26 protein-coding genes are annotated in these 23,247 nt (G+C 62.4%); 15 read left to right on the plus strand and 11 right to left on the minus strand.

The window, feature by feature from the left end:
- Positions 1–4: 4 nt before the first annotated feature.
- On the plus strand, positions 5–979 hold the full coding sequence (locus AAA969_RS14465) for a quinone oxidoreductase family protein (RefSeq protein ID WP_338246967.1): 975 nt from the start codon (positions 5–7) through the stop codon (positions 977–979).
- Positions 980–992: 13 nt separating this feature from the next.
- On the opposite strand, the gene rho is transcribed toward AAA969_RS14465, so the two are convergent.
- From rho to hemE, 4 genes are all read right to left on the minus strand, one after another.
- The gene (rho, locus tag AAA969_RS14470; protein ID WP_425325011.1) at positions 993–2,303 is read right to left on the minus strand and encodes a transcription termination factor Rho; all 1,311 of its coding nucleotides are present in this window, start codon (positions 2,301–2,303) and stop codon (positions 993–995) included.
- Between the two features lie 222 nt (positions 2,304–2,525).
- Entirely contained in the window at positions 2,526–2,981 is a 456-nt protein-coding gene (locus AAA969_RS14475) for a CopD family protein (protein WP_047158326.1), read from the minus strand.
- A 21-nt stretch (positions 2,982–3,002) separates the two neighbouring features.
- Positions 3,003–4,043: a ferrochelatase gene (gene hemH / locus AAA969_RS14480; RefSeq protein WP_338246969.1), complete on the minus strand. Its 1,041-nt coding sequence runs from the start codon at positions 4,041–4,043 to the stop codon at positions 3,003–3,005.
- Between the two features lie 15 nt (positions 4,044–4,058).
- A complete protein-coding gene (gene hemE, locus AAA969_RS14485; RefSeq protein WP_338246971.1) occupies positions 4,059–5,096 on the minus strand; it encodes a uroporphyrinogen decarboxylase in 1,038 nt (345 codons plus the stop codon).
- A 444-nt stretch (positions 5,097–5,540) separates the two neighbouring features.
- Here hemE and AAA969_RS14490 point away from each other — a divergent pair, with 444 nt between their 5' ends.
- From AAA969_RS14490 to dnaQ, 5 genes are read left to right on the plus strand one after another with little or no spacing between them, the layout of a single operon-like run.
- Entirely contained in the window at positions 5,541–6,380 is an 840-nt protein-coding gene (locus tag AAA969_RS14490; protein WP_338246973.1) for a pyruvate, water dikinase regulatory protein, read from the plus strand.
- Positions 6,377–6,967 (plus strand): Maf family protein, encoded by a 591-nt coding sequence (locus AAA969_RS14495; RefSeq protein WP_338246975.1) that lies wholly within the window; start codon positions 6,377–6,379, stop codon positions 6,965–6,967. Before AAA969_RS14490 ends, AAA969_RS14495 begins: the two co-directional genes overlap by 4 nt.
- Positions 6,964–7,806 (plus strand): shikimate dehydrogenase, encoded by an 843-nt coding sequence (gene aroE / locus AAA969_RS14500; RefSeq protein WP_338246977.1) that lies wholly within the window; start codon positions 6,964–6,966, stop codon positions 7,804–7,806. Before AAA969_RS14495 ends, aroE begins: the two co-directional genes overlap by 4 nt.
- Positions 7,806–8,417 (plus strand): dephospho-CoA kinase, encoded by a 612-nt coding sequence (gene coaE, locus AAA969_RS14505; protein WP_338246979.1) that lies wholly within the window; start codon positions 7,806–7,808, stop codon positions 8,415–8,417. Before aroE ends, coaE begins: the two co-directional genes overlap by 1 nt.
- Before the next feature lie 17 nt (positions 8,418–8,434).
- Positions 8,435–9,127 carry a DNA polymerase III subunit epsilon gene (gene dnaQ / locus AAA969_RS14510; protein WP_338246981.1) on the plus strand — a complete coding sequence of 231 codons (693 nt, stop codon included), beginning with the start codon at positions 8,435–8,437 and terminating at the stop codon, positions 9,125–9,127.
- 6 nt (positions 9,128–9,133) lie between these two features.
- Here the strand turns inward: dnaQ and secB are convergent, their stop codons facing one another.
- The gene (secB, locus tag AAA969_RS14515; protein WP_338246983.1) at positions 9,134–9,652 is read right to left on the minus strand and encodes a protein-export chaperone SecB; all 519 of its coding nucleotides are present in this window, start codon (positions 9,650–9,652) and stop codon (positions 9,134–9,136) included.
- 213 nt (positions 9,653–9,865) lie between these two features.
- Between secB and AAA969_RS14520 the strand changes: the two genes are divergently transcribed.
- Genes AAA969_RS14520 through AAA969_RS14530 form a run of 3 tightly spaced genes read left to right on the plus strand, consistent with a single transcriptional unit; the run spans position 9,866 to position 12,317 of the window.
- The gene (locus AAA969_RS14520; RefSeq protein ID WP_338246985.1) at positions 9,866–10,486 is read left to right on the plus strand and encodes a Tim44/TimA family putative adaptor protein; all 621 of its coding nucleotides are present in this window, start codon (positions 9,866–9,868) and stop codon (positions 10,484–10,486) included.
- The gene (gene mltA / locus AAA969_RS14525) at positions 10,470–11,723 is read left to right on the plus strand and encodes a murein transglycosylase A (protein ID WP_338246987.1); all 1,254 of its coding nucleotides are present in this window, start codon (positions 10,470–10,472) and stop codon (positions 11,721–11,723) included. Before AAA969_RS14520 ends, mltA begins: the two co-directional genes overlap by 17 nt.
- 3 nt (positions 11,724–11,726) lie before the next feature.
- A complete protein-coding gene (locus AAA969_RS14530) occupies positions 11,727–12,317 on the plus strand; it encodes a Smr/MutS family protein (RefSeq protein WP_338246989.1) in 591 nt (196 codons plus the stop codon).
- A 10-nt stretch (positions 12,318–12,327) separates the two neighbouring features.
- Here the strand turns inward: AAA969_RS14530 and hslU are convergent, their stop codons facing one another.
- Positions 12,328–13,635 (minus strand): ATP-dependent protease ATPase subunit HslU, encoded by a 1,308-nt coding sequence (gene hslU, locus AAA969_RS14535; protein ID WP_338246991.1) that lies wholly within the window; start codon positions 13,633–13,635, stop codon positions 12,328–12,330.
- A gap of 80 nt (positions 13,636–13,715) precedes the next feature.
- Here hslU and AAA969_RS14540 point away from each other — a divergent pair, with 80 nt between their 5' ends.
- The 4 genes from AAA969_RS14540 (at position 13,716) to AAA969_RS14555 (ending at position 15,390) form a co-directional block, all read left to right on the plus strand.
- A complete protein-coding gene (locus AAA969_RS14540; RefSeq protein ID WP_338246993.1) occupies positions 13,716–14,135 on the plus strand; it encodes a VOC family protein in 420 nt (139 codons plus the stop codon).
- A 101-nt stretch (positions 14,136–14,236) separates the two neighbouring features.
- Positions 14,237–14,830 carry a hypothetical protein gene (locus AAA969_RS14545; RefSeq protein ID WP_338246995.1) on the plus strand — a complete coding sequence of 198 codons (594 nt, stop codon included), beginning with the start codon at positions 14,237–14,239 and terminating at the stop codon, positions 14,828–14,830.
- Positions 14,820–15,173, plus strand: a complete 354-nt coding sequence (locus tag AAA969_RS14550; RefSeq protein ID WP_338246998.1) for a transcriptional regulator — start codon at positions 14,820–14,822, stop codon at positions 15,171–15,173. The genes AAA969_RS14545 and AAA969_RS14550 overlap by 11 nt, the downstream gene beginning before the upstream one ends.
- Before the next feature lie 13 nt (positions 15,174–15,186).
- Entirely contained in the window at positions 15,187–15,390 is a 204-nt protein-coding gene (locus AAA969_RS14555) for a hypothetical protein (RefSeq protein ID WP_338246999.1), read from the plus strand.
- Between the two features lie 88 nt (positions 15,391–15,478).
- Here AAA969_RS14555 and AAA969_RS14560 read toward each other — a convergent pair whose 3' ends face one another.
- The 5 genes from AAA969_RS14560 to AAA969_RS14580 all read right to left on the minus strand — a co-directional run bounded on the left by AAA969_RS14560 (position 15,479) and on the right by AAA969_RS14580 (position 21,482).
- On the minus strand, positions 15,479–16,333 hold the full coding sequence (locus AAA969_RS14560) for an alpha/beta hydrolase family protein (protein WP_338247001.1): 855 nt from the start codon (positions 16,331–16,333) through the stop codon (positions 15,479–15,481).
- A gap of 64 nt (positions 16,334–16,397) precedes the next feature.
- Complete coding sequence (locus AAA969_RS14565) at positions 16,398–17,480, minus strand: helix-turn-helix domain-containing protein (protein WP_338247003.1); 1,083 nt, start codon at positions 17,478–17,480, stop codon at positions 16,398–16,400.
- A gap of 80 nt (positions 17,481–17,560) precedes the next feature.
- Positions 17,561–18,127 (minus strand): ATP-dependent protease subunit HslV, encoded by a 567-nt coding sequence (gene hslV / locus AAA969_RS14570; protein ID WP_338247005.1) that lies wholly within the window; start codon positions 18,125–18,127, stop codon positions 17,561–17,563.
- A gap of 85 nt (positions 18,128–18,212) precedes the next feature.
- Positions 18,213–20,306 carry a putative bifunctional diguanylate cyclase/phosphodiesterase gene (locus AAA969_RS14575; protein ID WP_338247007.1) on the minus strand — a complete coding sequence of 698 codons (2,094 nt, stop codon included), beginning with the start codon at positions 20,304–20,306 and terminating at the stop codon, positions 18,213–18,215.
- A gap of 168 nt (positions 20,307–20,474) precedes the next feature.
- Positions 20,475–21,482 carry an adenosine kinase gene (locus AAA969_RS14580; protein WP_338247010.1) on the minus strand — a complete coding sequence of 336 codons (1,008 nt, stop codon included), beginning with the start codon at positions 21,480–21,482 and terminating at the stop codon, positions 20,475–20,477.
- A 65-nt stretch (positions 21,483–21,547) separates the two neighbouring features.
- Between AAA969_RS14580 and AAA969_RS14585 the strand changes: the two genes are divergently transcribed.
- Entirely contained in the window at positions 21,548–22,480 is a 933-nt protein-coding gene (locus AAA969_RS14585; RefSeq protein WP_338247012.1) for a hypothetical protein, read from the plus strand.
- Positions 22,481–22,531: 51 nt separating this feature from the next.
- Positions 22,532–23,020 carry a DUF6438 domain-containing protein gene (locus AAA969_RS14590; RefSeq protein WP_338247013.1) on the plus strand — a complete coding sequence of 163 codons (489 nt, stop codon included), beginning with the start codon at positions 22,532–22,534 and terminating at the stop codon, positions 23,018–23,020.
- Positions 23,021–23,247: the final 227 nt, after the last annotated feature.

Here is a 23,247-nt window from a genome sequence, read left to right on the forward strand (position 1 = left end):
CTTGATGACGAAGGCGATCCGAATCCACCAGACCGGTGGACCGTCCGTGATGCACGTGGAGACCGTCGAAACGCGCGACCCCGGCCCCGGCGAACTGCGCATCCGGCATGCCGCCATCGGCATCAACTTCATCGATACCTATCACCGTTCGGGGCTTTACCCCGTGCCCCTGCCCGCCGGTATCGGATTGGAAGCCTCCGGCACCGTCGACGCCATCGGCACTGAGGTGAGCGGGTTTCAGCCCGGCGACCGCGTCGCCTATGGCGGCGGACCGCTTGGCGCCTATGCAGAGGTCAATATCGTCCCCGCGGGACGCGTCGCCCACCTGCCGGACGCGGTATCCTTTGACCAAGCGGCCGCCATCATGCTCAAGGGCATGACCGCGCGCTATCTCCTCAAGGAGACCTATGCCGTCAAACCCGGCGACACGATCCTGTTCCACGCAGCCGCGGGTGGAGTCGGTCTCCTGGTTTGCCAATGGGCCCGCGAGCTGGGAGCGACCGTGATCGGTACCGCCGGCAGTGAGGAAAAATGTGCCCTCGCGCGCGCAATGGGCGCGACCCACATGATCAACTATTCGAGCGAGAATGTCGTCTCCCGCGTCCATGAGATCACGGACGGAAAAGGCGTGCCCGTTGTCTATGACGGTGTCGGCAAGGATACTTTTGAGATGTCGCTGGATTGCCTGCAGCCGAGGGGTCTTCTGGCCAGCTTCGGTAATGCCTCCGGTCCGGTCACAGGGGTCGATCTCGGCATCCTGACCCAGAAGGGCTCGCTCTATGTCACCCGCCCGTCACTTGCCCATTATACGGCAAGCGAAGCTGCCCTTGCGGCCAATACGGCCGATGTCTTCGACGCCGTCGCACGGGGCATCCTGACGATCAGCGTCAATCAGCGCTTCGGCCTCGATGACGCCGTTCAGGCGCATGAAGCGCTGGAAGGCCGGCGGACGACAGGGGCCAGCATTCTGGTCCCCTGATCGCCCGACCCGGTCAGGTGTTCATGGAGTCGAAGAACTCGTCATTGGTCTTGGTCTGACGGAGCTTGTCGAGCAGGAACTCGATCGCATCCTGGGCACCCATCGGGTTGAGGATACGGCGCAACACATACATTTTCTGGAGCTGGCCGCGATCCACGAGGAGTTCCTCTTTCCGCGTTCCGGATTTGAGGATGTCGATGGCCGGGAAGACGCGTTTATCGGCAACCTTGCGGTCGAGAACCACTTCCGAGTTACCCGTACCCTTGAATTCCTCGAAGATGACTTCGTCCATCCGCGAGCCGGTATCGATCAGTGCGGTCGCAATGATGGTCAGCGAGCCGCCATTCTCGATATTCCGGGCAGCACCGAAGAAGCGTTTCGGACGCTGCAGGGCATTCGCGTCGACACCACCGGTGAGGACCTTGCCCGAGGACGGCACCACGGTGTTGTAGGCGCGGCCAAGACGGGTGATCGAGTCCAGCAGGATCACGACATCGCGCCCGTGCTCGACCAGGCGCTTTGCCTTTTCAATAACCATTTCGGCAACTTGGACATGACGCGTTGCCGGTTCGTCAAAGGTCGAAGCAATCACCTCGCCCTTCACCGTACGCTGCATGTCCGTCACTTCTTCCGGGCGCTCATCGATCAGCAGCACCATCAAGTAGCAATCCGGATGATTGCTTTCTATGGCGTGGGCGATGTTCTGCAGGAGGACGGTCTTACCGGTCCGGGGCGGCGCGACGATCAGGCCACGCTGGCCCTTGCCGAGCGGTGCCACAATATCGATGACGCGGCCCGAGCGATCCTTCACGGTGGGATCGGCAAGTTCCATGTTGAACCGGCTCTCGGGATAGAGCGGGGTAAGATTGTCGAAGTGGACCTTGTGACGGGCTGACTCCGGGTCCTGGAAATTGATCGTCGAGACCTTCAGAAGCGCGAAATATCGTTCGCCATCCCGCGGGCTCCTGATTTCACCCTCAACCGTGTCACCGGTTCGCAGGCCGAATTTCCGGATCTGGGTCGGCGAGACATAGATGTCATCCGGTCCGGCCAGGTAGTTCGATTCCGGTGCTCGCAGGAACCCGAACCCATCCTGCAAGACCTCGAGAACACCGCCGCCATGAATCTCGACATCCCGCTCGGCCAGGGCCTTGAGAATCGCGAACATCATGCCCTGCTTTCGCAGGGAGGATGCATTCTCGATTTCAAGCGCTTCGGCGAATTCGAGAAGCTCGGTCGGTTTCTTTTCCTTCAGTCCCTGGAGCGACATGTGCTCCAGGCCTTCAAGAAGAGCCGGTACAGGTAGGGAGGTTTCGTCAGTCATGATGATACTTCAGCTCAAGCACAAGAGCGTGGCCGCCAAAGGGCCTTACGCGATCAAGCAAGTCGGGTGCCGTCAAAGCGGAGGGTACCCGTGAATTGAGGAGCAGACGGGCGCGCTGAAAATCACGCGTCTCACGTCACGAAAGAAAGGATCCCGAAAAGGAGTCACGAAACCCTTGCCATGCAGGTCGCCCATCGTCAAGCGCCCACATATTTGTTCCTGCTATTTCAGGGCAACAACAGCAATCAGGACTATGGCGATCGCGAGAACAAACGGGACTTCATTGAGCATGCGATAGCGCTTGTCAGACCAGTCATTCGTTCCGTTCTGGAAGCGCTTGAACCGGGCCGAGAAAACCATGTGCAGACCGGTCATGAGGATGACCAGGACGAATTTGGCCGTCCAGGCCCAGCCCTGGAACACAGCCCAGCCGCCAGCCCGTTCCATGTTCGACCAGATCAGCGCTAGTCCCAGGATCCAGACCACGATCATGGCCGGGTTCATGATGATCTTGAGAAGACGCTGTTCCTGAAGTTTCAGGGTCTCGTCAAGCTCTCCGCCGGGCGTTGCGGCACAATGATAAACATAGAGCCGTGGCAAATAGAGCAGCCCGGCCATCCAGGCGATGACCGCGAGAATGTGGAAGGCGCGGAGCCAGTCGTAGGCGGCGAGCATCATGATGGGTCTATCCCTGAGCGATCAGGCAGCAGTCTTGCACGGACATCCCTTGCAGTCAGCCGGGCAAATCCGTTTGCCGTCATCGGGAAACAGGCCCGGTTCACGGCGCAGGGCATTGCCCACAACATTGGCCAGGCTCTCGATGAACACGCGATCAAGACCCAGCGCCGGCACCCGGACATAGGTCTTGATACCCAGTTCCTCGGCGATCTCGGCATATTCCTCATCAAGCTCGACGAGGGTCTCGATATGCTCGGACACAAAGGCGATCGGCGTCAAAAGAATGGATTTCCCATCCTCGGCCGCCTGATGAATGGCCTTGTCGGTTGAGGGCCCGATCCATTCGAGGGGACCGACGCGGCTTTGGTAACAGATCTGATAATCGGGAAATTCCGGCAATTGCTTCGCCACAGCCGCAACTGTCTGCTCGACCTGCCACTGATAGGGATCACCGGCATCGACGATCTTCTTGGGAAGACCGTGCGCCGAGAACAGCAACCGCACGTTTTCAGGCCGACCGGCCTTCTCCCAGGCCTTGCGGATCATGGCCGCATGGGCATCAAGGAAAGCAGCCTCGGTCGGATAACAGCAAATCGCCCGCGTTTCGGGACCGCCCGCATCGCGCCAGGCCTTGAGCGAAGACCCTGTCGTCGTCGTGGACAGTTGCGGATAGAGCGGCAGCAGCACGGTCTCGTCCGGCTGCCAGGCCTTCACTTCCTCGGCCACATCATGGGTGAACGGATGCCAGTAGCGCATGGCCGGCCAGATCCGGATCTCATAATCCGGCCATTGCGGGGCAAGATGATCAGCGAGCGCGTTGGCCTGACGGATGGTCTCGGGCAATAGCGGCGATCCGCCACCCATCTTGGCATAATTGGCTCGCGCCTCCTTGGCCCGAACCGTCGAGATGAACAGCGCCAACGCTTCCCGGATCAAACCCGGGGCCTGGATGATAGCCGGATCACGAAACAGGTTGCGCAAGAAGGGGCGCACCGAGTCCGGACCATCAGGACCACCCAGATTGAACAGGACAACTGCCAGTTTCTTGCGCGCGTCGCTCACTATCCGCTCCCTGGATCAGGCGCGACCGCGAATGCGCGCCAGTAATTGCTCGACATGGGCCACCGGCACATCGGGCGTAATCCCGTGTCCGAGATTGAAGATATGGGGCCGCCCGGCCCAACTATCCAGCAAGCGATCCACCTCGCCATCCAGCGCCGCCCCACCGGCCCTCAAGGCGGCCGGATCGAGATGACCCTGAACCGGCATGCCCTCGGGCAGGACCGACTGGATCCAGGCCGGATCGACAGCGGTATCAATGGCAATCGCCGTCACACCCGTCTCACGGGCATAACGCGGATAGAGCGTGCCCGCCCCGCGCGGAAAGCCGATGATCGGCACATCGATGCCCTTGGCCCGCACTGCGTCGATGATCCGCTTGGTCGGCCGGATAATGACGCGTTCAAACAGCGGCTCGGGCAGACCTTCCGCCCAGCTGTCGAACAATTTCAGCACTTCAGCGCCGCAATTGGCCTGCATGACCAGATACTCAGCCGTGACATCAGCGATCCGGTCCATCATTGCGTCAAAGGCTTCCGGATGCTCCCAGGCCGCGACCCGGGCCTTGAACCGGTCCTTCGACCCGCCACCCTCGATCATGTAGGTCGCTACGGTCCACGGCGATCCCGCAAAGCCGATCATCGTCGTCGTGTCCGGCAGCTGAGGAACGACGCGTTTGAGCGTCTCCCCGATCGGTGCCAGCACGGCCTCGGTCTGATCGAGCCGGAGTTCCTCGAAATTCAGCGGATCGAACGGTTCCAGCTTGGGGCCTTCACCCGTGACGAACCAGACTTTCCGGCCAAGCGCGATCGGCACCAGCAGGATGTCGGCAAACAGGATCGAAGCATCGAAGCCAAAACGACGAATGGGCTGCAGAGTCACTTCTGCCGCCAGATCCGGAGAGAAACAGAAATCGATGAAGTTCTTCGCCCGGGAGCGAACCTCACGATACTCGGCGAGATAGCGACCAGCCTGGCGCATCAGCCAGACGGGCGGTGGCGAGACAGTTTCTCCAGCGAGAACCTGAAGGAGCGGTTTCTTGATCGTGTCTTTCATCGGTCCTGCTTAGGCATCTCTTCCCACAGGATCAATCTGTCCCTTTCATCTCTCTAAAAGAATTAAAAGGATTGTAGATGGTAGTGGGGGCGTGGATGACGTGGAATATCCCGGTTCTACCCGTTTTTCACGGTCCTGAAGGTCAAATTTTTCCTTCCACACAATCAATCAGCGGGCGCACGTTGAAAAGAAAATCAGTGATATTTCTCAATAATTTCCCTCGGGAATAAAATGTGGAATGACAGTGGAAAACGAGCGCGGAACGGGTGCCGGACTGGAACGTCATCCACAGGGCTTTCCCCGGAGCGGGTGCATGTGGATAGTGCTGTGGGTTGCTCGCGGTAAGACCGGGTACTACTCACACCTGCCGTGGCCTGATTGCCGGGCTGGGGAAAACAGACCAACTTATTAACAAATGGTAAACGCTAGACCGGTGACCGGCTCATGCCCCCCCAGAACTCAGCCTTCAATACCTGCTTTCACATCCACATGGTGTCCGATTCCACGGGCGAGACCCTGATGGAAGTGATGCGGGCCTCGGTCGCCCAGTTCGAGGGCACCAGTCCGCTGGAACATCTCTATGCCCTGGTGCGATCATCGAAGCAGCTTGATCGGGTTCTCGATGAGGTCGCTGCCTATCCCGGCGTGGTCATGTACACGATGGTGAATGCCGATTTGCGGCGTGAGCTGGAAACACGCTGCGTGGAGCTGGGCGTTCCTGCGATTGCTATTCTTGACCCGATGCTGGCCACGCTCAGTGCCTATCTCGGACGCCAGGTCGCGAGCCGGGCGGGTGCCCAGCGGTCGCTGGATGCCGATTATTACCGCCGGATCGATGCCCTGAATTATGCGATGGCCCATGATGACGGTCAGGGCGATGATTTCGAGGGTGCTGACATTGTGCTGCTCGGGGTCAGCCGCACATCCAAGACGCCGACCAGCGTCTACCTGGCGCATCGCGGTTTTCGCGCCGCCAATATCCCGCTCGTGAAGGACGTCCCCTTGCCACCGGCCATTTTCAGCCTGCGCAATCCACTCGTGGTCGGGTTGACGGCGTCGCCCGAGCGCATTGTCCAGATCCGTCGCAACCGTCTGCTCAGTCTGAATGAGGACCGGGACACGAATTACATTGATGATTTCGCGGTCCGCGAAGAGATCCTTTACGCCAAACGCCTTTACGCCAAACACAAATGGCCGACGATCGATGTCACGCGTCGCTCGATCGAGGAGACGGCGGCCAAGATCATCAATCTTCTTATGGAAAAGCGGAACCTGACGGTATGACCCGGTTTATCCTGGCTTCCGGAAGCCGAATCCGGGCCGACATTCTCACACAAGCGCATATCCCGTTCGAGATTATCAAATCCGATGTGGATGAAAGCGTGATCAAGTCCGAGCGCACAGACCTCAATCCGCGCGACATGGCCCTGTGTCTGGCAGAAGCGAAGGCGGCGCCGGTGTCGCTGGCTCATCCGGACGCGCTGGTTCTTGGGGCCGACCAGACCATGGAACTGGATGAGACGCTGCTCGACAAGCTGCCGGATCCGACCCTGGCACGGGAACGCCTGCAACGCATGCGCGGTCGGCCGCATTATCTTCATGCCGGCCTTGCCTTGCTGCAGGCCGGACAGCCGGTCTGGACCTTCCAGCAAACCTCGACGATTTACGTCCGGGAGTTCTCGGACGCCTTTCTGGACTCCTATCTTGAACGCGCCGGCGACGCCCTGACAGCCAGTGTCGGGGCCTATGCCTATGAGGGCCTGGGCGCGCAATTGTTTGAGCGTGTCGAAGGCGATTACTACGCCATTCTGGGCCTGCCGCTTCTGCCGCTGGCGGCCGAGCTGCGGGCCCGCGGGGTGCTGGCGCCATGATTCCAACCGGTGCAGCTCGATTTGCCGGCGTCGCGGGTCATCCGGTGGCCCATTCCCTGTCGCCGGTTCTGATGCAGCACTGGATCGATGCGGCTGACCTCGACGCCCTCTATGTCCCCTTCCCGGTCGCGCCGGAAGATTTTGACAGGGTTGTGGCAGGACTGGCGCGTGCTGGGTGTGCCGGTCTCAATGTCACGCTGCCCCACAAGGAAGCGGCGCTCGAGCTTGCCGATACGGCATCGGCCTCGGCGCGGGCGGTCGGAGCTGCCAATCTCCTGACATTTTCGGCCTCGGGCATTCATGCTGACAATACTGACATTGCCGGGTTTCTCTATGCGTTGGCACCGGCATCGATTGATTATAGCAAGACCCGGGCGCTGGTTTTCGGAGCCGGAGGCGCTGCACGGGCACTGGTTTATGGCCTCCTGACAGCAGGTGTCACCAAACTCGCTATCTGCAATCGCAATCTGACCCGGGCGGAAGGTCTGGCCCGCGACATTGCCCCTGATGCCAGCCTGGTCCCGTGGGAAGCCCGTGATGATGCCCTGGACGGTTCTACCCTCATCATCAATGCCACCTCGCTCGGCCTGGGTGGTCGCGACGACCTTGACCTGGACTGGCAGCGTGTCGCATCCGGCAGTGTCGCCTTTGATAGCGTCTACACGCCGTTGAAGACGGGATTTTTGGCCGCCGCTGCGGACCGGGGCCTGACCGCGATTGACGGGCTGGACATGCTGATCGGGCAGGCCCGGCCCAGCTTTCAGGCCTTCTTCGGGCGCCCGGTGCCGGATCTACCCGCCATCCGCCACCGACTGATCCACCAGTTGGAGGCGCAGTGATGCTGACGGTCGGATTGACGGGGTCCATCGGCATGGGCAAATCGGCAACCGCGCAGATCCTGCGCGACGCTGATATCCCGGTCTTTGATTCCGATGCTGCCGTTCATGCGCTGTACGCGCCGGGCGGTGCCGCGGTCGAGCCGGTCGGTCGCGCCTTTCCCGGCGTGGTTGTCGACGGGGCGATTGACCGTTCCCGACTGTCCGATGCGCTGAAGGCCGACCCGGATGGGTTCGAAATCCTCGAAGAAATCGTTCACCCACTCGTCAGTGCTGCGCGCGAGGCCTTCGTCCGGGAAAACCGGGCCGCCGGCCATGACATCCTTGTCTTCGACGTCCCGCTCTTGTTTGAAACCGGCGGTGAGGCGCGGGTCGACGCGGTCATTGTCGTCCATGCGCCGGATGCCGTGCGCCGCGCCCGCGTGATGCAGCGTCCGGGCATGACCGAAGCCAAGCTGGAGGCCATAATCGCCCGGCAGCTTGACGATTCGAGCAAGTTGTCGCGGGCGGATTTCGTTGTGGAGACGTCCGGTGGGCTGGACGATGCGCGGCGACAGGTTGCTGATATCATTGACGCACTGAAACAGCGCCTGGCCAATGACGGCGCGCGTTAGAGGATCAAGGCAGAGCCATGCGTGAAATCGTCTTCGATACCGAAACCACGGGACTCGATCCCAATAGCGGCGACCGCATCACCGAACTGGGTTGCGTCGAGATCATTGATTTCATTCCAACCGGCAAGACCTTCCACGCCTATGTGAATCCACAGCGCTCCATCCCCAAGGAAGTTGTCGACATTACCGGGCTGACCACTGAATTCCTGGCCGACAAGCCGCTCTTTGACGAGGTCGGGCCCGGGTTCGTCGAGTTCGTCGGCGATGCGACCATGGTCGCCCACAACGCATCCTTCGATCGCGGTTTCATCAATATGGAGCTGGCGCGGCTGGGGCTTGCGACCTATCCGGAGGACCGCTTCAAGGACACGGCGCGCATCGCCCGGGCCAAGTTTCCCGGCTCCTATGTCTCGCTTGATGCCCTTTGCAAACGCTTTGATATCTCGCTCGATACCCGTGACAAGCACGGCGCGCTGATCGACTCCCTGCTTCTGGCCGAAGTCTATCTCGAGCTGATGGGGGGGCGGACGCGAGCGCTCGACCTGTCAGGGCAGGGCAGTGGCACGGGTGGTCGGGCGGAGTTTCCGGCCCGTGCACCACGCGCCACCCCGCTTGGCGCTCGCCAGACAGACGCAGAGCGCGCCGCCCATGCCGCCTTTGTTGACGAGATGGGCGAGAACGCGCTCTGGAAAAAACTGACGATTCAGTAAGTTCGCTTAATTAGCTGCGGCCGGATCGCCATTGCCGTTGCTCTCCGAACCCGGAGCCGCCGCGGCGCGCTTGGCGATCTGGGCGCGATACAAGCCGGCGAAATCGACCGGATCCAGCATCAGCGGCGGGAAATTCCCGTCACGGGTCGCATCAGCCAGCACGCGGCGGGCGAACGGGAAAATCAGGCGCGGGCACTCGATCAGCAGGAAAGGTTCGCGATCCATCTCGCCGACATTGGCAAGCTGGAACAGGCCGGCATAGGACAGCTCGGCGATGAAAACGACGGTCTCGTCGCGCGAGGCCTTTGCGTTCACCGTCAGCACGACTTCGAAGGTGTCTTCACCAACGCCGCGCGCCTGGACATCAATGCCCAGATCGATCGCCGGGGTCGGCTGACCCGGGCGCAGCGTGTCCGGAGCACCGGGGTTTTCGAAGGAGAGATCCTTCACGTATTGCGCAAGAACGCGCAGCTGAGGCTGTTGGTCGGCAGCCGGTGCGGCGGGCGTGGTCGGTGCGTCGGTCATGGAACTCCCCGGATGGGTCTGTAAACGGCTGGCCGTGAGTGGCCATGTCAAGGCGAGCGCGCCCGTTACCATGCCGGCCGGTGACCGGCAAGAAGGCAAGACCACAGCGAAAAGGCTGACGCGGGCCCAAATAGAGCCTATATCTAAGGGTACAACGGGTCGGCGATCCGATGCGCCGCCCTCTGTCAGCTTAACAAAGGTATGACTCTCCCCATGGATATCTGGACGCTTATTGGTGGCATTGCTGCGATTTTCTTCGCCTATCGCCTCTATACGGTGCTCGGTCGACGCGAGGGCCATATGGAAGCCCCCACGCCTGGCAACAAACCGGCGGTCAGTACCGATCCGGACAAGACGCCTCACCTGCGTCCGGCTTTCGTGGGTCCGGCTGCTGCCGGCCTTGAGGCCATTGCCGGTGCCGATAACCGCTTTGATCCGGACACCTTTCTGACCGGTGCCCGCAGCGCCTACGAGATGATTGTGCACGCCTTTGCCGCGGGCGACCGTAAGGCGCTCGAGCCTCTGCTCGCCCCCAACGTGCTCGACCGCTATACCGCCGCCATCGATCAACGCGCGGATCGCGGCGAAACCGTCCGCACCGAAATCGACCGGATCAAGACGGCCGAGATCACCGAAGCGAGCCACACCGATAGCACGGCCCGGATCAAGGTTCGTTTTGTCGCCGAGATCGCGACCGAGACACGGGACAGCGATGATGTCGTGATCGCTGGCGATCTGGGCCGGCTGACACCCGTCACCGAGGATTGGGTTTTCGAGCGTCGTACCGATACGGGCAATCCGAACTGGGTGTTGACCCGTGTTGCGGCGGTTTGACCGCCTCCTGCTGATCGGCGTCGTTTTCCTCGCCGCCTGTCAGCCGCGTGCACCCGAACCGGAGCCTGCGCCTGAACCGGAACCCGAGACCCCGGTCGCGGAGCGTCCTGAAACACTGGATTTTCAGCCTGTTACCTGGACAGCGATGGACGGGTGGGGGGAGCACGACCTCGTGCCTGCCCTGCAGGCCCTGCGACGCAGCTGCGCCCGCCTCGACAGGCGCGATGACCGTGACTTTCTCAATCCCCAGGCCGGCTGGGCCGGTCGGGTCGAGGACTGGCGCGGAGCGTGTACGGCGGTCGCCATGACACAGGCCGGTCCGCAAGCGGCGCGAGCCAGTCTGGAGGCGGTCTTCACGCCGGTCCGGCTGCTGGCGCGGGACGCCGAAACCGGCGAAACCCGTACCGAGGGTCTGCTGACCGGCTATTACGAGCCTTATGTCGAGGTTCGCCGCGAGCGCGAAGAGGGGTTTACCCAACCCCTGCGTCGTCGTCCGGACGATCTGGTGACCGTTGATCTCGGCCGTTTCGACCCCAGTCTCGCGGGACGCCGCATTGTCGGCGAGGTCCGTGATGGCGAGCTCGACCTCTACAAGGACCGCACGGCGATCGAGACCAGCAATGCCGGCGAGATTTTCGCCTGGGGTCGACCGATTGATGTCTTTTTCCTCCAGATCCAGGGGTCTGGCCGTTTGCTGTTTGATGACGGCCATGAGGAACGCGCGGCCTTTGCCGCCCATAACGGCCTGCCCTACCGCTCTATTGGCCGCGAACTGATCCAGCGCGGTGAGATGGAAGCCCATGCCGCGTCCAAGCAGGGTATTGAAGCCTGGCTCAACGAACACGGGCCCGAGGCGACAGCTGAACTGTTTGGCGTCAATCCGCGCTATGTTTTCTTCCAGAGCGAGGTGATGACTGATCCCGATCTCGGACCACGTGGTTCTGCCGGGACCCCGTTGACCCCGATGGCGTCAATCGCTGTCGACACCCGCGTCATGGCGCATGGTGTGCCGGTCTGGCTCTCGGCGGACCTGCCGGAGCTGCCGGCCTGGAGCGGCCTTGTGGTGGCCCAGGACTCGGGCGGCGCGATCAACGGACCGTTGCGCGGAGATTTCTTCTGGGGCTGGGGTGAGACCGCCGAGCGACGGGCCGGGACGACCCGCGCCGAGGCCGAATGGATCCTGCTGCTGCCACACACCGTGGTCGCACAGCTGTTCGCCGATACCGAGCCGACCTGATCGATGGCCCGCAAACGGACCATGCGCCCCGAGGAGCGCGCGCTCTGGAGCCGTGTCGCCAAGTCGGTGACGCCGATCTCGCCGGACCGTGTCCGCAATCTGGAAGAGCCGGCCCCTGCTGAGCCGCCAGCCGCGCCGAAATCCGGCATGGAGACGGCGGCGCGGGCCTATGACACCGGACTTCAGCCGCCAACCCGGCAGCGCGCCCCGGCCGCTTATGACCCGCCCCTCCCGCATGACCGGTCGGGCGAAAAGCGGGTCCGGCGCGGTCGTCTCGATCTGGATGGCCGGATTGACCTTCATGGACTGACCCAGGCCCAGGCCCTGCGCTCCCTGCGTCATTTTCTGCAGATGGCCCACGCCAGCGGCTACCGCACTGTCCTGGTCATCACCGGCAAGGGCTTCAAATCCCGCGAGCGTGAGGCGGCGCCCTGGGAGGTCGTCGAGGAGCCCGGCGTTCTCCGACGCAAACTCCCGGAATGGTTAGGCCTTCCGGAGTTTAGTCAGTATGTGTCAGGGTTCGCGACCTCGCACGCCCGCCATGGCGGCAGCGGCGCGTTCTATGTGACTCTGAGAGTGCGAAACCGCGACTGACGCGTCGTCCTTACAGGATGAATTTCGACAGGTCGGCATTCTTGGCGAGGGCGCCAACATGCTCGGCGACATAGTCCGCATCGATGGTGATGGATTGCCCGGACTTGTCCGACGCCGTGAACGAGATGTCCTCGACCAGTTTTTCCATCACCGTCTGAAGCCGCCGGGCACCGATATTCTCGACGCTGGCATTGACCTCGGCGGCCAGCTTGGCCAGCGCATCAATGGCATCATCGGTGAAGTCGAGCGTCATGCCCTCCGTCGCCATCAAGGCGATATACTGCTTGATCAGGCTGGCTTCCGGCTCAACCAGGATGCGCTTGAGATCGGCTTCGCTGAGGGCCGCCAGTTCGACCCGGATCGGCAGGCGGCCCTGTAATTCCGGCAGCATTTCCGAAGGCTTGGCGACGTGGAAGGCGCCCGAGGCGATGAACAGGATATGGTCGGTCTTGATGGCGCCGTGCTTGGTGGCCACCGTAGTGCCTTCGATAAGCGGCAGCAGGTCGCGCTGCACGCCCTCTCGGGAAACATCGCCGCCGCGGGCATCGGAGCGGGCAACGATCTTGTCGACCTCGTCGAGGAAGACGATGCCGTCATTTTCGGCCAGCTTGATCGCATCCGCGGTAATCTGGCCGTCATCGAGCAGCTTGTCGGCCTCCTCATTGATCAGCGGCTCATAGGCATCCTTTACTTTCAGCCGGACGGTCTTGGTCTTCTGACCAAAGCCCTTGCCGAGGATGTCGCCGATATTGATTACGCCGGCGCCGCCGGAGGGCATGCCGGGAATGTCGAGCATTTGCATCGAGGCGCCGGTATCGGCGAGCTGGATCTCGACATCCTTGTCGTCCAGCTCACCGGCCAGCAGGCGCTTGCGGAAGCTGTCGCGGGTGGCCTCGCTGGCGCCCGGGCCGACCAGGGCGTCGACGACCCGGTTCTCGGCGGCGGCATGGGCCTTCGCTTTTACGTCTTCACGCTTTTTCTCGCGGACAATGGTGATGGCAATCTCGACCAGGTCGCGGGCGATTTGGTCGACATCGCGGCCGACATAGCCGACCTCGGTGAATTTTGTCGCTTCGACCTTGATGAAGGGCGCACCGGCGAGCTTGGCCAGGCGGCGCGAGATCTCGGTCTTGCCGACCCCGGTCGGTCCGATCATCAGGATGTTTTTCGGCGTGACTTCCTCGGCGAGGGTCTCGTCGAGCTGGCGCCGGCGCCAGCGATTGCGCAGGGCGATGGCGACCGCCTTCTTGGCATCGGCCTGGCCGACGATGAAGCGGTCGAGCTCGGAGACTATTTCGCGGGGCGTAAAATCGGTCATAATTGTCTTTGTATTGCTTGCGCTCATCCCTGATGTAATCAGGCGCAGGCCGCAAAACCAGTCCTGAAAGGCATGACCCCATGACCCGTCCGCGTTTCCACCTGGCGTTCCCGGTTGATGATCTCGCCGCGGCGCGGCGTTTCTATGGCGAATTGCTGGGTTGCCGCGAGGGCCGGTCCAGCCCGTCCTGGGTCGATTTCGACCTGCATGACCACCAGATCGTCGCCCATCTGGCGCCGGAAGAATGCGCGGCTGTTCCAGTGGGTGCGGTGGATGGAAAACAGGTCCCGGTGCGTCATTTCGGTCTCCTGTTGGATTGGGCCGTTTGGGAATCCCTGGCCGCGAAGCTCAAGGCGGCGGGCCAGGACTTCATCATTGACCCCTATGTCCGCTTCAAGGGTGAGGCGGGCGAGCAGGGCACTTTTTTCGTCCGTGATCCCGCCGGTAATGCCCTGGAATTCAAGGCATTTCGGGATGAGGACCAAATTTTTGCGACCTGACACCAAGATCGGCGCCCGTTGAACGCGCCACTTCCGACAACAAGTCTGCATTGCATTTTAGTCTGTAGTGCAAACATAATGCGTCACCGATGGAGGTGACCATGACGATTCCCCTGACGCGCAAACTGTATCGCCGCTCGTTTGATGATGGCTGGCTGGATATTCTGGTCGGGCTGGGTTTGGCGCTGATCGGCTTGGCCTGGCTGGCCGACCAGGTCGTGATCGGGGCGCTCGTGCCGGCAGTGCTGACACCATTCTGGACGATCGGGCGCCGTGCGCTGGTTGATCCCCGCCTTGCTTCACCGCAATTTGGAACGGCACAGCAAGCCGAGACCCGTCGCGCGCTCACAGGCTGGGTTATTGTCGGCGCGGGTATTGGTTTGACCGAGCTGGCCTTCCTGTTTTTCGTCAATCGTGGCGGATCCGGGTTGTCCGGATTTGGCGACCTAGTGGTCGGCATGCCGGTCATGCTGGTGGGGCTGGGCCTGTTCGCCGGCCTGATCCTCGGAGCGAGGCGGTTTGTCGCCTACGCTGTCTTCGCGATCGCGCTCGGCCTGACCGGCGCCTCGGTGGGAGTTGCGCAGCCGGGCTTGCTCATTCTCCTGTCTGGCGGGGTGGTTCTGGCTTGCGGCATCGCCCTGCTGGTCCGCTTTTTGGCGCACCACCCCGGCGCCGGAGACGGCGATGATGTCTGAAACCGATATACTCCCTGAAATCCGTGATGTCCTGGAGCTGGACAAGACGATCCATGAGCCCGCCCGGCTCGCCATCCTGGCGCTTCTGCTGTCGGTGGATAGCGCCGATTTCACCTGGCTGATGCGCCAGACCGGACTGACCCAGGGCAATCTCTCTGCTCACCTGGGCAAGCTGGACGCAGCCGGCCTCGTGGCGATCGAAAAAGGCTATCAGGGCAAGCGCCCCAAGACGATTTTGCGTATCACGCCATCCGGGGCCGAGCGCTTGAATGTCCAGGCCAAGGCGCTGATTCGCTTTCTTGGGCTGATCGACATCCGGCCGTCCCGGGGGCGAAGATCGTGAAAGGTCGCTGATCATGAAACCCGCGAAATTCCCGTTTATCGCTCTCGCCATGGCAGGCACATCGATCATCATGGCCGGACTCTATCTGGTCCGGTGGTCGGAACCCGCAGCGACCGACCGGACATTATTCATCCTAATCGCCTGGACACTGCTGGCACTCGCCAATTCTGTCGCTCTGACGATTGGTCTGCGCCGCTTGATCAGGTCCCGACAATAGTGCCCTGCGGGCCTTCCCTTTAACGTTCGATTGGGCCCCGTTACTGGTGATGGCCCGGAACTCAAATGTTCCGGGATGAGCCCCCCATTCAGCGGCTGGCGGATTCCATGAAGCGGAGCGTGTCGGGGACCCAATCAAGGATGATCTCGCCGGACTCCACATTCAGGAAATTATGGTCGGCCTGTTCGACCAGAATGTAGCGATAGGGCTGACCCGCCGTCGCGAGCCTTTCAATCACCTCGATATCGAGTTGTGACGGATTGCTGTCATCGCGTTCGCCAAGCACCCAGAGCATCGGGATCGACGCCCGGGCGAGGTCACAAGCGGGGTCGTATCCGATCGATCCAGCCTGGCCCGGTGCCATCGCGAGAGCGGCCTCGATGGACAGCCCGGTGTCGGTCAGGGCATCAAACGTATCGGAGCGGGAGACCGAGGTCGCGCCGCCGACCAGGTTGATGGCAAAATCAATCAGGTCTGACCGGGCCGCCGCCGAGGCATTGACCCATCCGCCCATGCTTGAACCGAGAATGCCGATCCGGTCATAGCCCAGCCCGTCGAGATGGCTGGTGATCGCGAGCAGGTCTGACCCAAGGGCCGGAACCAGCCAGGCGGTATTGGAGGTTGTCGGAATGGTCGCGGTGCCGGACGAGTCGCCAAAACCGCGACGGTCGTAGATGGCAACTGCCGTTGTTTCACTCAGGAAGAGTCCGATCGCTGCCGCTGTATCGGTTCGAACGCCGACGCCGGACCCGCCGGTAATAACGAGGATGGTGTCCGGGCGCGAGCCGGGAATTTGGTGGATTTCGCCCGCAATGTGGCCCTCTGGTGCCGCCACTTCGAATGGTATGACCGGTGGCTCGACTGGCGGGTCGGCCCGCACAGTCGCGGCAAGCGTGAAACTGGCGAATATTGCGAGGAAAAGGCGATGCGGCAGATTTGGCAAAGGGCGCTCCATGACTGGGAAGGACAGGACCGCAATCTTGGCCGCGTGGCCTGCTCCTTTCGCTTCACTTTGCAAAATGAGACGCGCGAAATCCGCTTGGGGACAGTCCCGTCACGGCCTTGAAGGAGCGGTTGAAGGCCGCCTTGCTGTTGAACCCGCAGGCCAGTGCGATGGAGAGAATGGTTTCATCCGGCTCAGAGATCAGGCGCTGTTTGGCGTCCTCCACCCGCAATGTATTGAGCCAGGCCTTCACATTCAGTCCCGTCTGCGCATTGATCACATAGGACAGGTAGTGCGGCTGGAAGCCGGTGCGCTCCGCCAGGCGCGAGACCGTCAATTGCGGCTCCTCATGCAGGCGCGCCGCTGCGACCACCGCACTGATCTCACTGAAGAGCCGCTCCGTTGTTTCCGCATCGAGCAAGCCATTGCCGTCTCGCGAAGGCCTCGCCGGATCGCCGCCCGTCGGATTGATGGCGAAGGCGCGCCAATTGATCAGGACGACCAGGGACAGGCTGTACAGAAAGACGGCCAGACCGGTCGCGGCGAGCAGGTCGGAGGACATCGGCAGGCGGTCAACAACATGCTCGGTGGCAAATCCCGCAGCGACCAGCAAGACGAAGACGAGGAAGCCCAAAACCGACCAGAACGCGCTGCGGGCAAGCGTTGAGCGTGGCAGTCGCCAGAGGACCCAGAGTGTGGCGGTCAGATAGCCCAGCAGCGCGATCGCCTTGGTCAGGCCCAGAAGGCTGGTTTCCAGCGGTATGGTATGCGTCGCGCTGACAAATGCGATCTTCTCAGCGCCCGAGCGCGCATAAAAGGGCAGGAAATAGGCCAGCGCCAATGCGGCCGGCAGGAAGTGCAAGGCGGACCAGCGTAGCTCGAACGGCCGTTCCAGCGAGCGGGCAAACAGCCAGACACCCGGTCCAATCAAATAGGGCATCCAGGTCGTGGCGCGCAGGACATGGGGAAATTCCCGCCAGGCGCCAGTCTGGACGAACCAGTCCTCGACCACGATCGCCATCGCCGCGACCAGAGCTGTCAGGAGGGCTGCAAATCCGACCGGATTGCGGTTGCGGGCCCGAAACAGGGCTGTGGCCAGGACCAGACCCTGAATGAGGCCGATAGCTGCAAGAATTTGAAGGATCACGGCGTGTTGCCTCGTGCGGCCGGCTCGATCAGGCGGGCAGCGTACCGCAAATCCAGAGCGCTGGCGCGCAGTTTCCCGATCTAGCCGATCTCTTCCACGGTCAGGTTTTCATTGGTGTAGACGCAGATCTGGGCCGCGATGGCCATCGACTTGCGGGCAATGACTTCCGGGTCGGCCTCGTAGTCATACAGCGCGCGGGCGGCCGAGAGGGCGTAATTGCCGCCGGAGCCGACGGCGACGACCCCGTCTTCCGGTTCCAGCACGTCGCCGGCACCGGTTAGCAGATAGGTCTCGGTCTTGTCGCCGACGATCAGCATTGCTTCAAGGCGGCGCAGATAGCGGTCGGTGCGCCAGTCCTTGGCCAGCTCAACGCAGGCGCGGGCCAGTTGTTTGGGGTATTGCTCGAGCTTGCCTTCAAGGCGCTCGAACAGGGCAAAGGCATCGGCGGTGGCGCCGGCGAAGCCGGCGATGACATCGCCACCAGCCAGGCGGCGGACCTTCTTGGCATTGCCCTTCATCACAGTCGGGCCGATCGAGACCTGTCCATCACCGGCGACGATGAGGCGGCCATTCTTGCGAACGGCGATAATCGTCGTGCCGCGCCACAGGCTGGCATCGGCATAGTCGGGGGATTGGCTGTGCGTCATGGACCGGTCTCCGGATGATGTCGTCCACACGATGTGGCCGACCCGGGAGGCTGGATCAAGTGGCCAAGCTGCCGCCGAGGCCGGATTACCCGTTGACGGCGCGGTCCGAGCGACCCTCGCTGGCGAAGGCGACGAAATCGCTGGCCGGCATCGGACGGGCAAACAGGAAGCCTTGGGCCAGGGTCGCTCCCTGGGCGCGCAGCATCTCGTATTGCTCAGGTGTTTCAACACCTTCCGCGACGGTTTCCAGCTTCAGCGACTTGGCCATCGCGAGGATGGTCTCGACCACGATGCGGGCATGGTGATCGGTCGTCATGTCGCGCACGAAGCTCTGGTCGATCTTGAACACGTCGAAGGGCATGCGCGTCAGGTAGGACAGCGAGGAGTGACCGGTCCCGAAATCATCGATGGCAAAGTTGACGCCCCGATCGCGCAGAGGCTGGACCTGTTCGATCACCCGCTCCGGATTTTCCATCGCGATCGACTCGGTGAGTTCCAGCTCGAGGAGGTGCGGCGGCAGGTCAGCGGCCGCAAGGGCTTCGAGCACCGAGTCGGCGAAGCCGTCGCGTTCGAATTGCATGGCGGACACATTGACGGCCACCGGGATTTCCAGACCGCGATCACGCCAGGACGCGGCCTCGCGGCAAGCGGCCCGCAGGACCCAGTCACCGATCTCGCCGATCAGGCCACACTCTTCGGCGGCCTCGATGAAGGCACCCGGCGACAGCAGGCCGGCGGTCGGATGCTGCCAGCGCACCAGTGCCTCGGCGCCGGCACAGGCGCCGTCCTTCATCAGCACCTTGGGCTGATAGAAGACGACCAGCTGGTCATGGGTAACGGCATCGCGCAGTTCGTTTTCCAGCACTAGGCGCTCGAAAGCGGACTGGTTCATGCTCGGCTCGAAGAACTGGGCCGAGGAGCCGCCGGCGCGCTTGGCGTGGGCCATGGCGAGGTCGGCATGACGCATCAGGGTTTCCGGGTCGGCCCCGTCCTGCGGGAAGACGGCGACGCCGATCGACACGCCCAGGAAGACCTGGTGGCCGGAAATCTCGAACGGCAGCCGGATTGCGTCGACCAGCTTGTTGGCGACACGGGCCGCATCGGCGCTGTCGGCGATCCCGGGCAGGAGCACGGTAAATTCGTCGCCACCCACACGGGCAACCATTGACGGGTCGTCCATGTTTCCGGCGGCCAGGTCGCAGCCCCGGGTTACTTCCGACAGGCGACGGCCGACCATCTCGAGCAGGCGATCCCCCTCGCCGATCCCGAGCGAGTCATTGACCCGCTTGAAGCGGTCCAGGTCGAGAAAGAGCACGGCACCGGACGAGCCATCTTCCAGAGACTTGCGGGCGACCCGCTCGGTTTCCTTGCGGAAGCGCTCGCGGTTCGGCAATTCGGTCACGAGATCGACATAGGCGAGCCGGTGGATCCGCTTCAGATTGCCGTCGAGACGGGCGAACATGCGGTTGAAGGCATTGGCCAGGACTTCCAGCTCGTCGCCGGTCTTGACCTTGATGCGCATGTCGAGATTCTTCGACGAGGCCAGACGGGCGGCGTCCGTCAGCGTCTGTACCGGGCGCAGGGCGCGGCCGACAATCAGGGCGGCCAGGGGCAGGAAAATTCCCAGGGCGAACAAGGCAATCAGCGTTTGCCGCTGGATCGCGGCATTGCGCGAGGCGGCCAGCTCAACGAGCGGCTGCTGCATGTAGACCACGCCGACGAGGCGACGCGACTGGGTATAGACCGGTGCCGCGATTTCCAGCGTGCCATCCCGCAGGTCATAGCGCAGGTCACCAGCACCGAGCGACATCACGGCGATGTCAGCGGCGCGCAACTGCCCCTGTTCGCGGTCGTCATCATAGGCTTCGCCCAGGACTTCGCGCCGATTGTTGAGGGCATACATCTGGGAGGCGCCGAGCGAGGCGATCAATTCCTCGACATAGAGGTCGACATAATCCGTGTCATTGGTCGAGATCGCATTGGCCAGCCGGCTCGCGGTCGCCTGCAGGGTTGCCACAGACCGATCGATCAGGAGATTGCGGGTCTCGCGTTGCGCGGCCACATTCTCAAGCGTCATCAGCATGAGGGTCGTCGCGAAGATAAGGGCGCCGGTCAGAAGCGTGAACTTCATGACCAGAGACCGCATTACCCGCGCCATCGCTTTGCGGATGGGTGCCATGTTAATCCCTGAACGCTCCCCCGAGCGGGTCGCGGTTTCGCCACCAAACACCGGGTGAATGTCATTACTCACCCGCTCTCGATCGTCAGGATGTCACCAAGCACTTGAATTGTGGTTAAAATGCCGGAGTTGTTTCGTTAAGTTTTTAGGTAAATGTCCGGAATTCCTTTATTCAAAGGCAATTCCGGCTGCTTCGGCGAGTGTTTTCAGGCCTGTTTCCGGACGCGCGCCGAAGTGCGAGATGATCTCGGCGGCGCAGATCACGCCCATTTTTCCCGCTTCGGCGAGGGGACGGTCTTGGGCGATGCCGAGCAGGAAGCCGGCCGCGAACAGATCGCCGGCGCCGGTCGTGTCGACCAGCTGGCTGACGGGCTCTGCCGCCACGGTCACCATCTCGTCACCACGCGCAATCACCGCGCCCTTTTCCGACCGCGTGACGGCAACAATCGCCACATCCTTGCGGGCCTGGGTCATCGCCGCATCGAAATCCTCGGTCTCGTAGAGCGCTTTGATCTCGGCCTCATTGGCCAGAAGGATGTCGATATGGTGGGCGACCAGGTGCCGGAAGGCGACGCGGTGGCGCTCGACACAGAACAGGTCTGACAGGGTCAGCGCGGTCCGGCGCTTGTGGGCTGCAGCCATTTCCGCCGCGGCGACATAGCCACGCTTGGCTTCCTCGCGGTCGAACAGATAGCCTTCCAGATAGATGATCTGCGAGGCCTGCAGGGCCTCGGCACCCGCTGCGACGTCTTCTTCGGTGACCAGGGCTGCGGCGCCGAGGAAGGTCGACATCGAGCGACCGGCATCGGGTGTCACATTGATCAGGCAGCGCGCCGTGGCCGGGCCATCCTTCAGCGGCGGTGTGTCGAAATGGACGCCGATTGTGCGGATGTCGTGCGTGAAAATCTCGCCGAGCTGGTCATCCGCCACCTTGCCGATATAGGCCGCCTTGCCGCCCAGCGAGGCGATGCCGGCCACCGTATTGGCCGCCGAACCGCCGGAGGCTTCGGTGCCCGGCTGCATGCGCTCATAGAGCGAGCGGGCCCGTTCCTCGTCGATCAACGTCATGGCGTCCTTGGCGATTCCCTCCGAGGCGAGGAAGGCGTCGGTGGCGGGCGAAAGAACGTCGACAATGGCATTGCCAACGGCAAGCACGTCAAAACGGGCATCGGACATCGGGATCATCCATTTTGGCTGGTTTCTGCCGCAGGGTTAAACGCAGCGCCGGACAAGAACAAGACTTGCCGTCACGGCGAGGCCCGGCTAGCCAGCTCGCCATGACCCGGATCGCCTTTCTCACCGCCAGCTGCATGCTCAAGGACCATCCCGATGCCCGCAAGGACTATTGGGAATATGACCTTGAAATCGCAGCGCTTCAGCCCGCCTGCGCCGCTTTGGGCCTGACCCTGGAGCCGGTGATCTGGGACGCGCCGGACTTCGCGCCGGCCGCGTTCGATGCCGTGATGATTGGCACCTGCTGGGACTATATGGAGAAACCGGACGCCTTCATGGCGATGCTCGAGCGCTGTGATCGCGAGAGCCGGCTGCTCAATCCGCTCAACACGGTCCGCTGGAACAGCCGCAAGACCTATCTGAAGGATCTCGCGGCCCGCGGCGCACCGATGATCCCCACCGTCTGGGCCGAGACCGCCAATGCCGACACCATCGACGCCGCTTTCGCGACGCTGGGGGCCGATGACGTGGTGGTCAAGCCGGTGCTCGGGGCCGGGGCCTGGCGCCAGGCGCGGATCCGCAAGGGTGAGGCCCTGCCGCCGGCCGATCAGCTGCCGCCCGCCGCGTGCATGATCCAGCCCTTTCTGCCTGCCGTCAGCGAGGAAGGGGAATACGCCTTTCTCTTCTTCAATCGCGATTTCTCCCATTGTGCCCGGAAGATCCCGGCCAGGGGCGATTACCGCGTGCAGTCGGAATATGGCGGCCACGAGGAAATCCATCAGCCCGGTACCGACGAGCTCGCCCTCGCGCGCTCCGTCCTGGACTGTATCGAGGGTGATCTGCTCTATGCCCGCGTCGATATGCTGCGCGGCCTCGATGGCCAGCTCGCCCTGATCGAGATCGAGCTGATCGAGCCCTATCTCTATCCCGAGCAAGGCCCGGACATGGGGCCGGTCTTCGCGGCGGCCCTGAAAACCCTGCTGGATAAGAGCGCGTCTTGATCTTGCGGTGATCACGGGTCCTGATGGCGATCTGTCATTGGAGTGATCACCATGTTGCGCACCCTGCCGGTCCTGACCTTGCTTGTGCTTTCGGCCTGCGCTTCAGGGCCGCCGTCGGCAAATGCCATAGACGCGATCGAGATCCGTGAGGGGGCGTGTTACGGGACCTGTCCCGTCTACACCATCCGGATCACGCCCGATGACCGCTACCGGCTCAATGGCGAGCGCTTCACCCGCACCGATGGTATCAGCCAGGGGCAATTGCCGCCCGGCCATTTCGACAGGCTTGTCGACTACATCGCCGCCCACGACCTGATGGCCTTTCCGGCCGACATAACACCCGCAAACCCGGCCGCTTGCGGCGAGGGTCGGGTCTCGGACCTGCCGGACTTTCAGCTCACCGTCGTTCTGGTCGAGCGCACCAAGGTCATCCACTGGTATCCCGGCTGTTTCGGATCGCGCTATCGCGACGACATGGTCGCCGCCCGCGCCGCCTTTCGAGACACGATTGGCTATCAGACGCTGATCGCACGGGAGTAGGCGCGCCACGCTTCTGTCACCTCCTCGATCTGCGAGAAAGAAAGATGCCTGCCCACGCCACGCGCAGGCGCGGGTGACAAGTGTGGCGGGGTGACGGTGGGTATGGAGGGGAGACGATTGGCAGACCCTGGGATTTTATCCCCGCTGTGCCGTGTTTCCTTCTCCCTCGGGAGACGGTGCCCCGGAGGGGCGGATGAGGGGGGTTCTGTTGCGTTCACAGGGATTTA

The organism is Maricaulis maris (assembly GCF_036322705.1).
GTDB lineage: Bacteria > Pseudomonadota > Alphaproteobacteria > Caulobacterales > Maricaulaceae > Maricaulis > Maricaulis maris_B.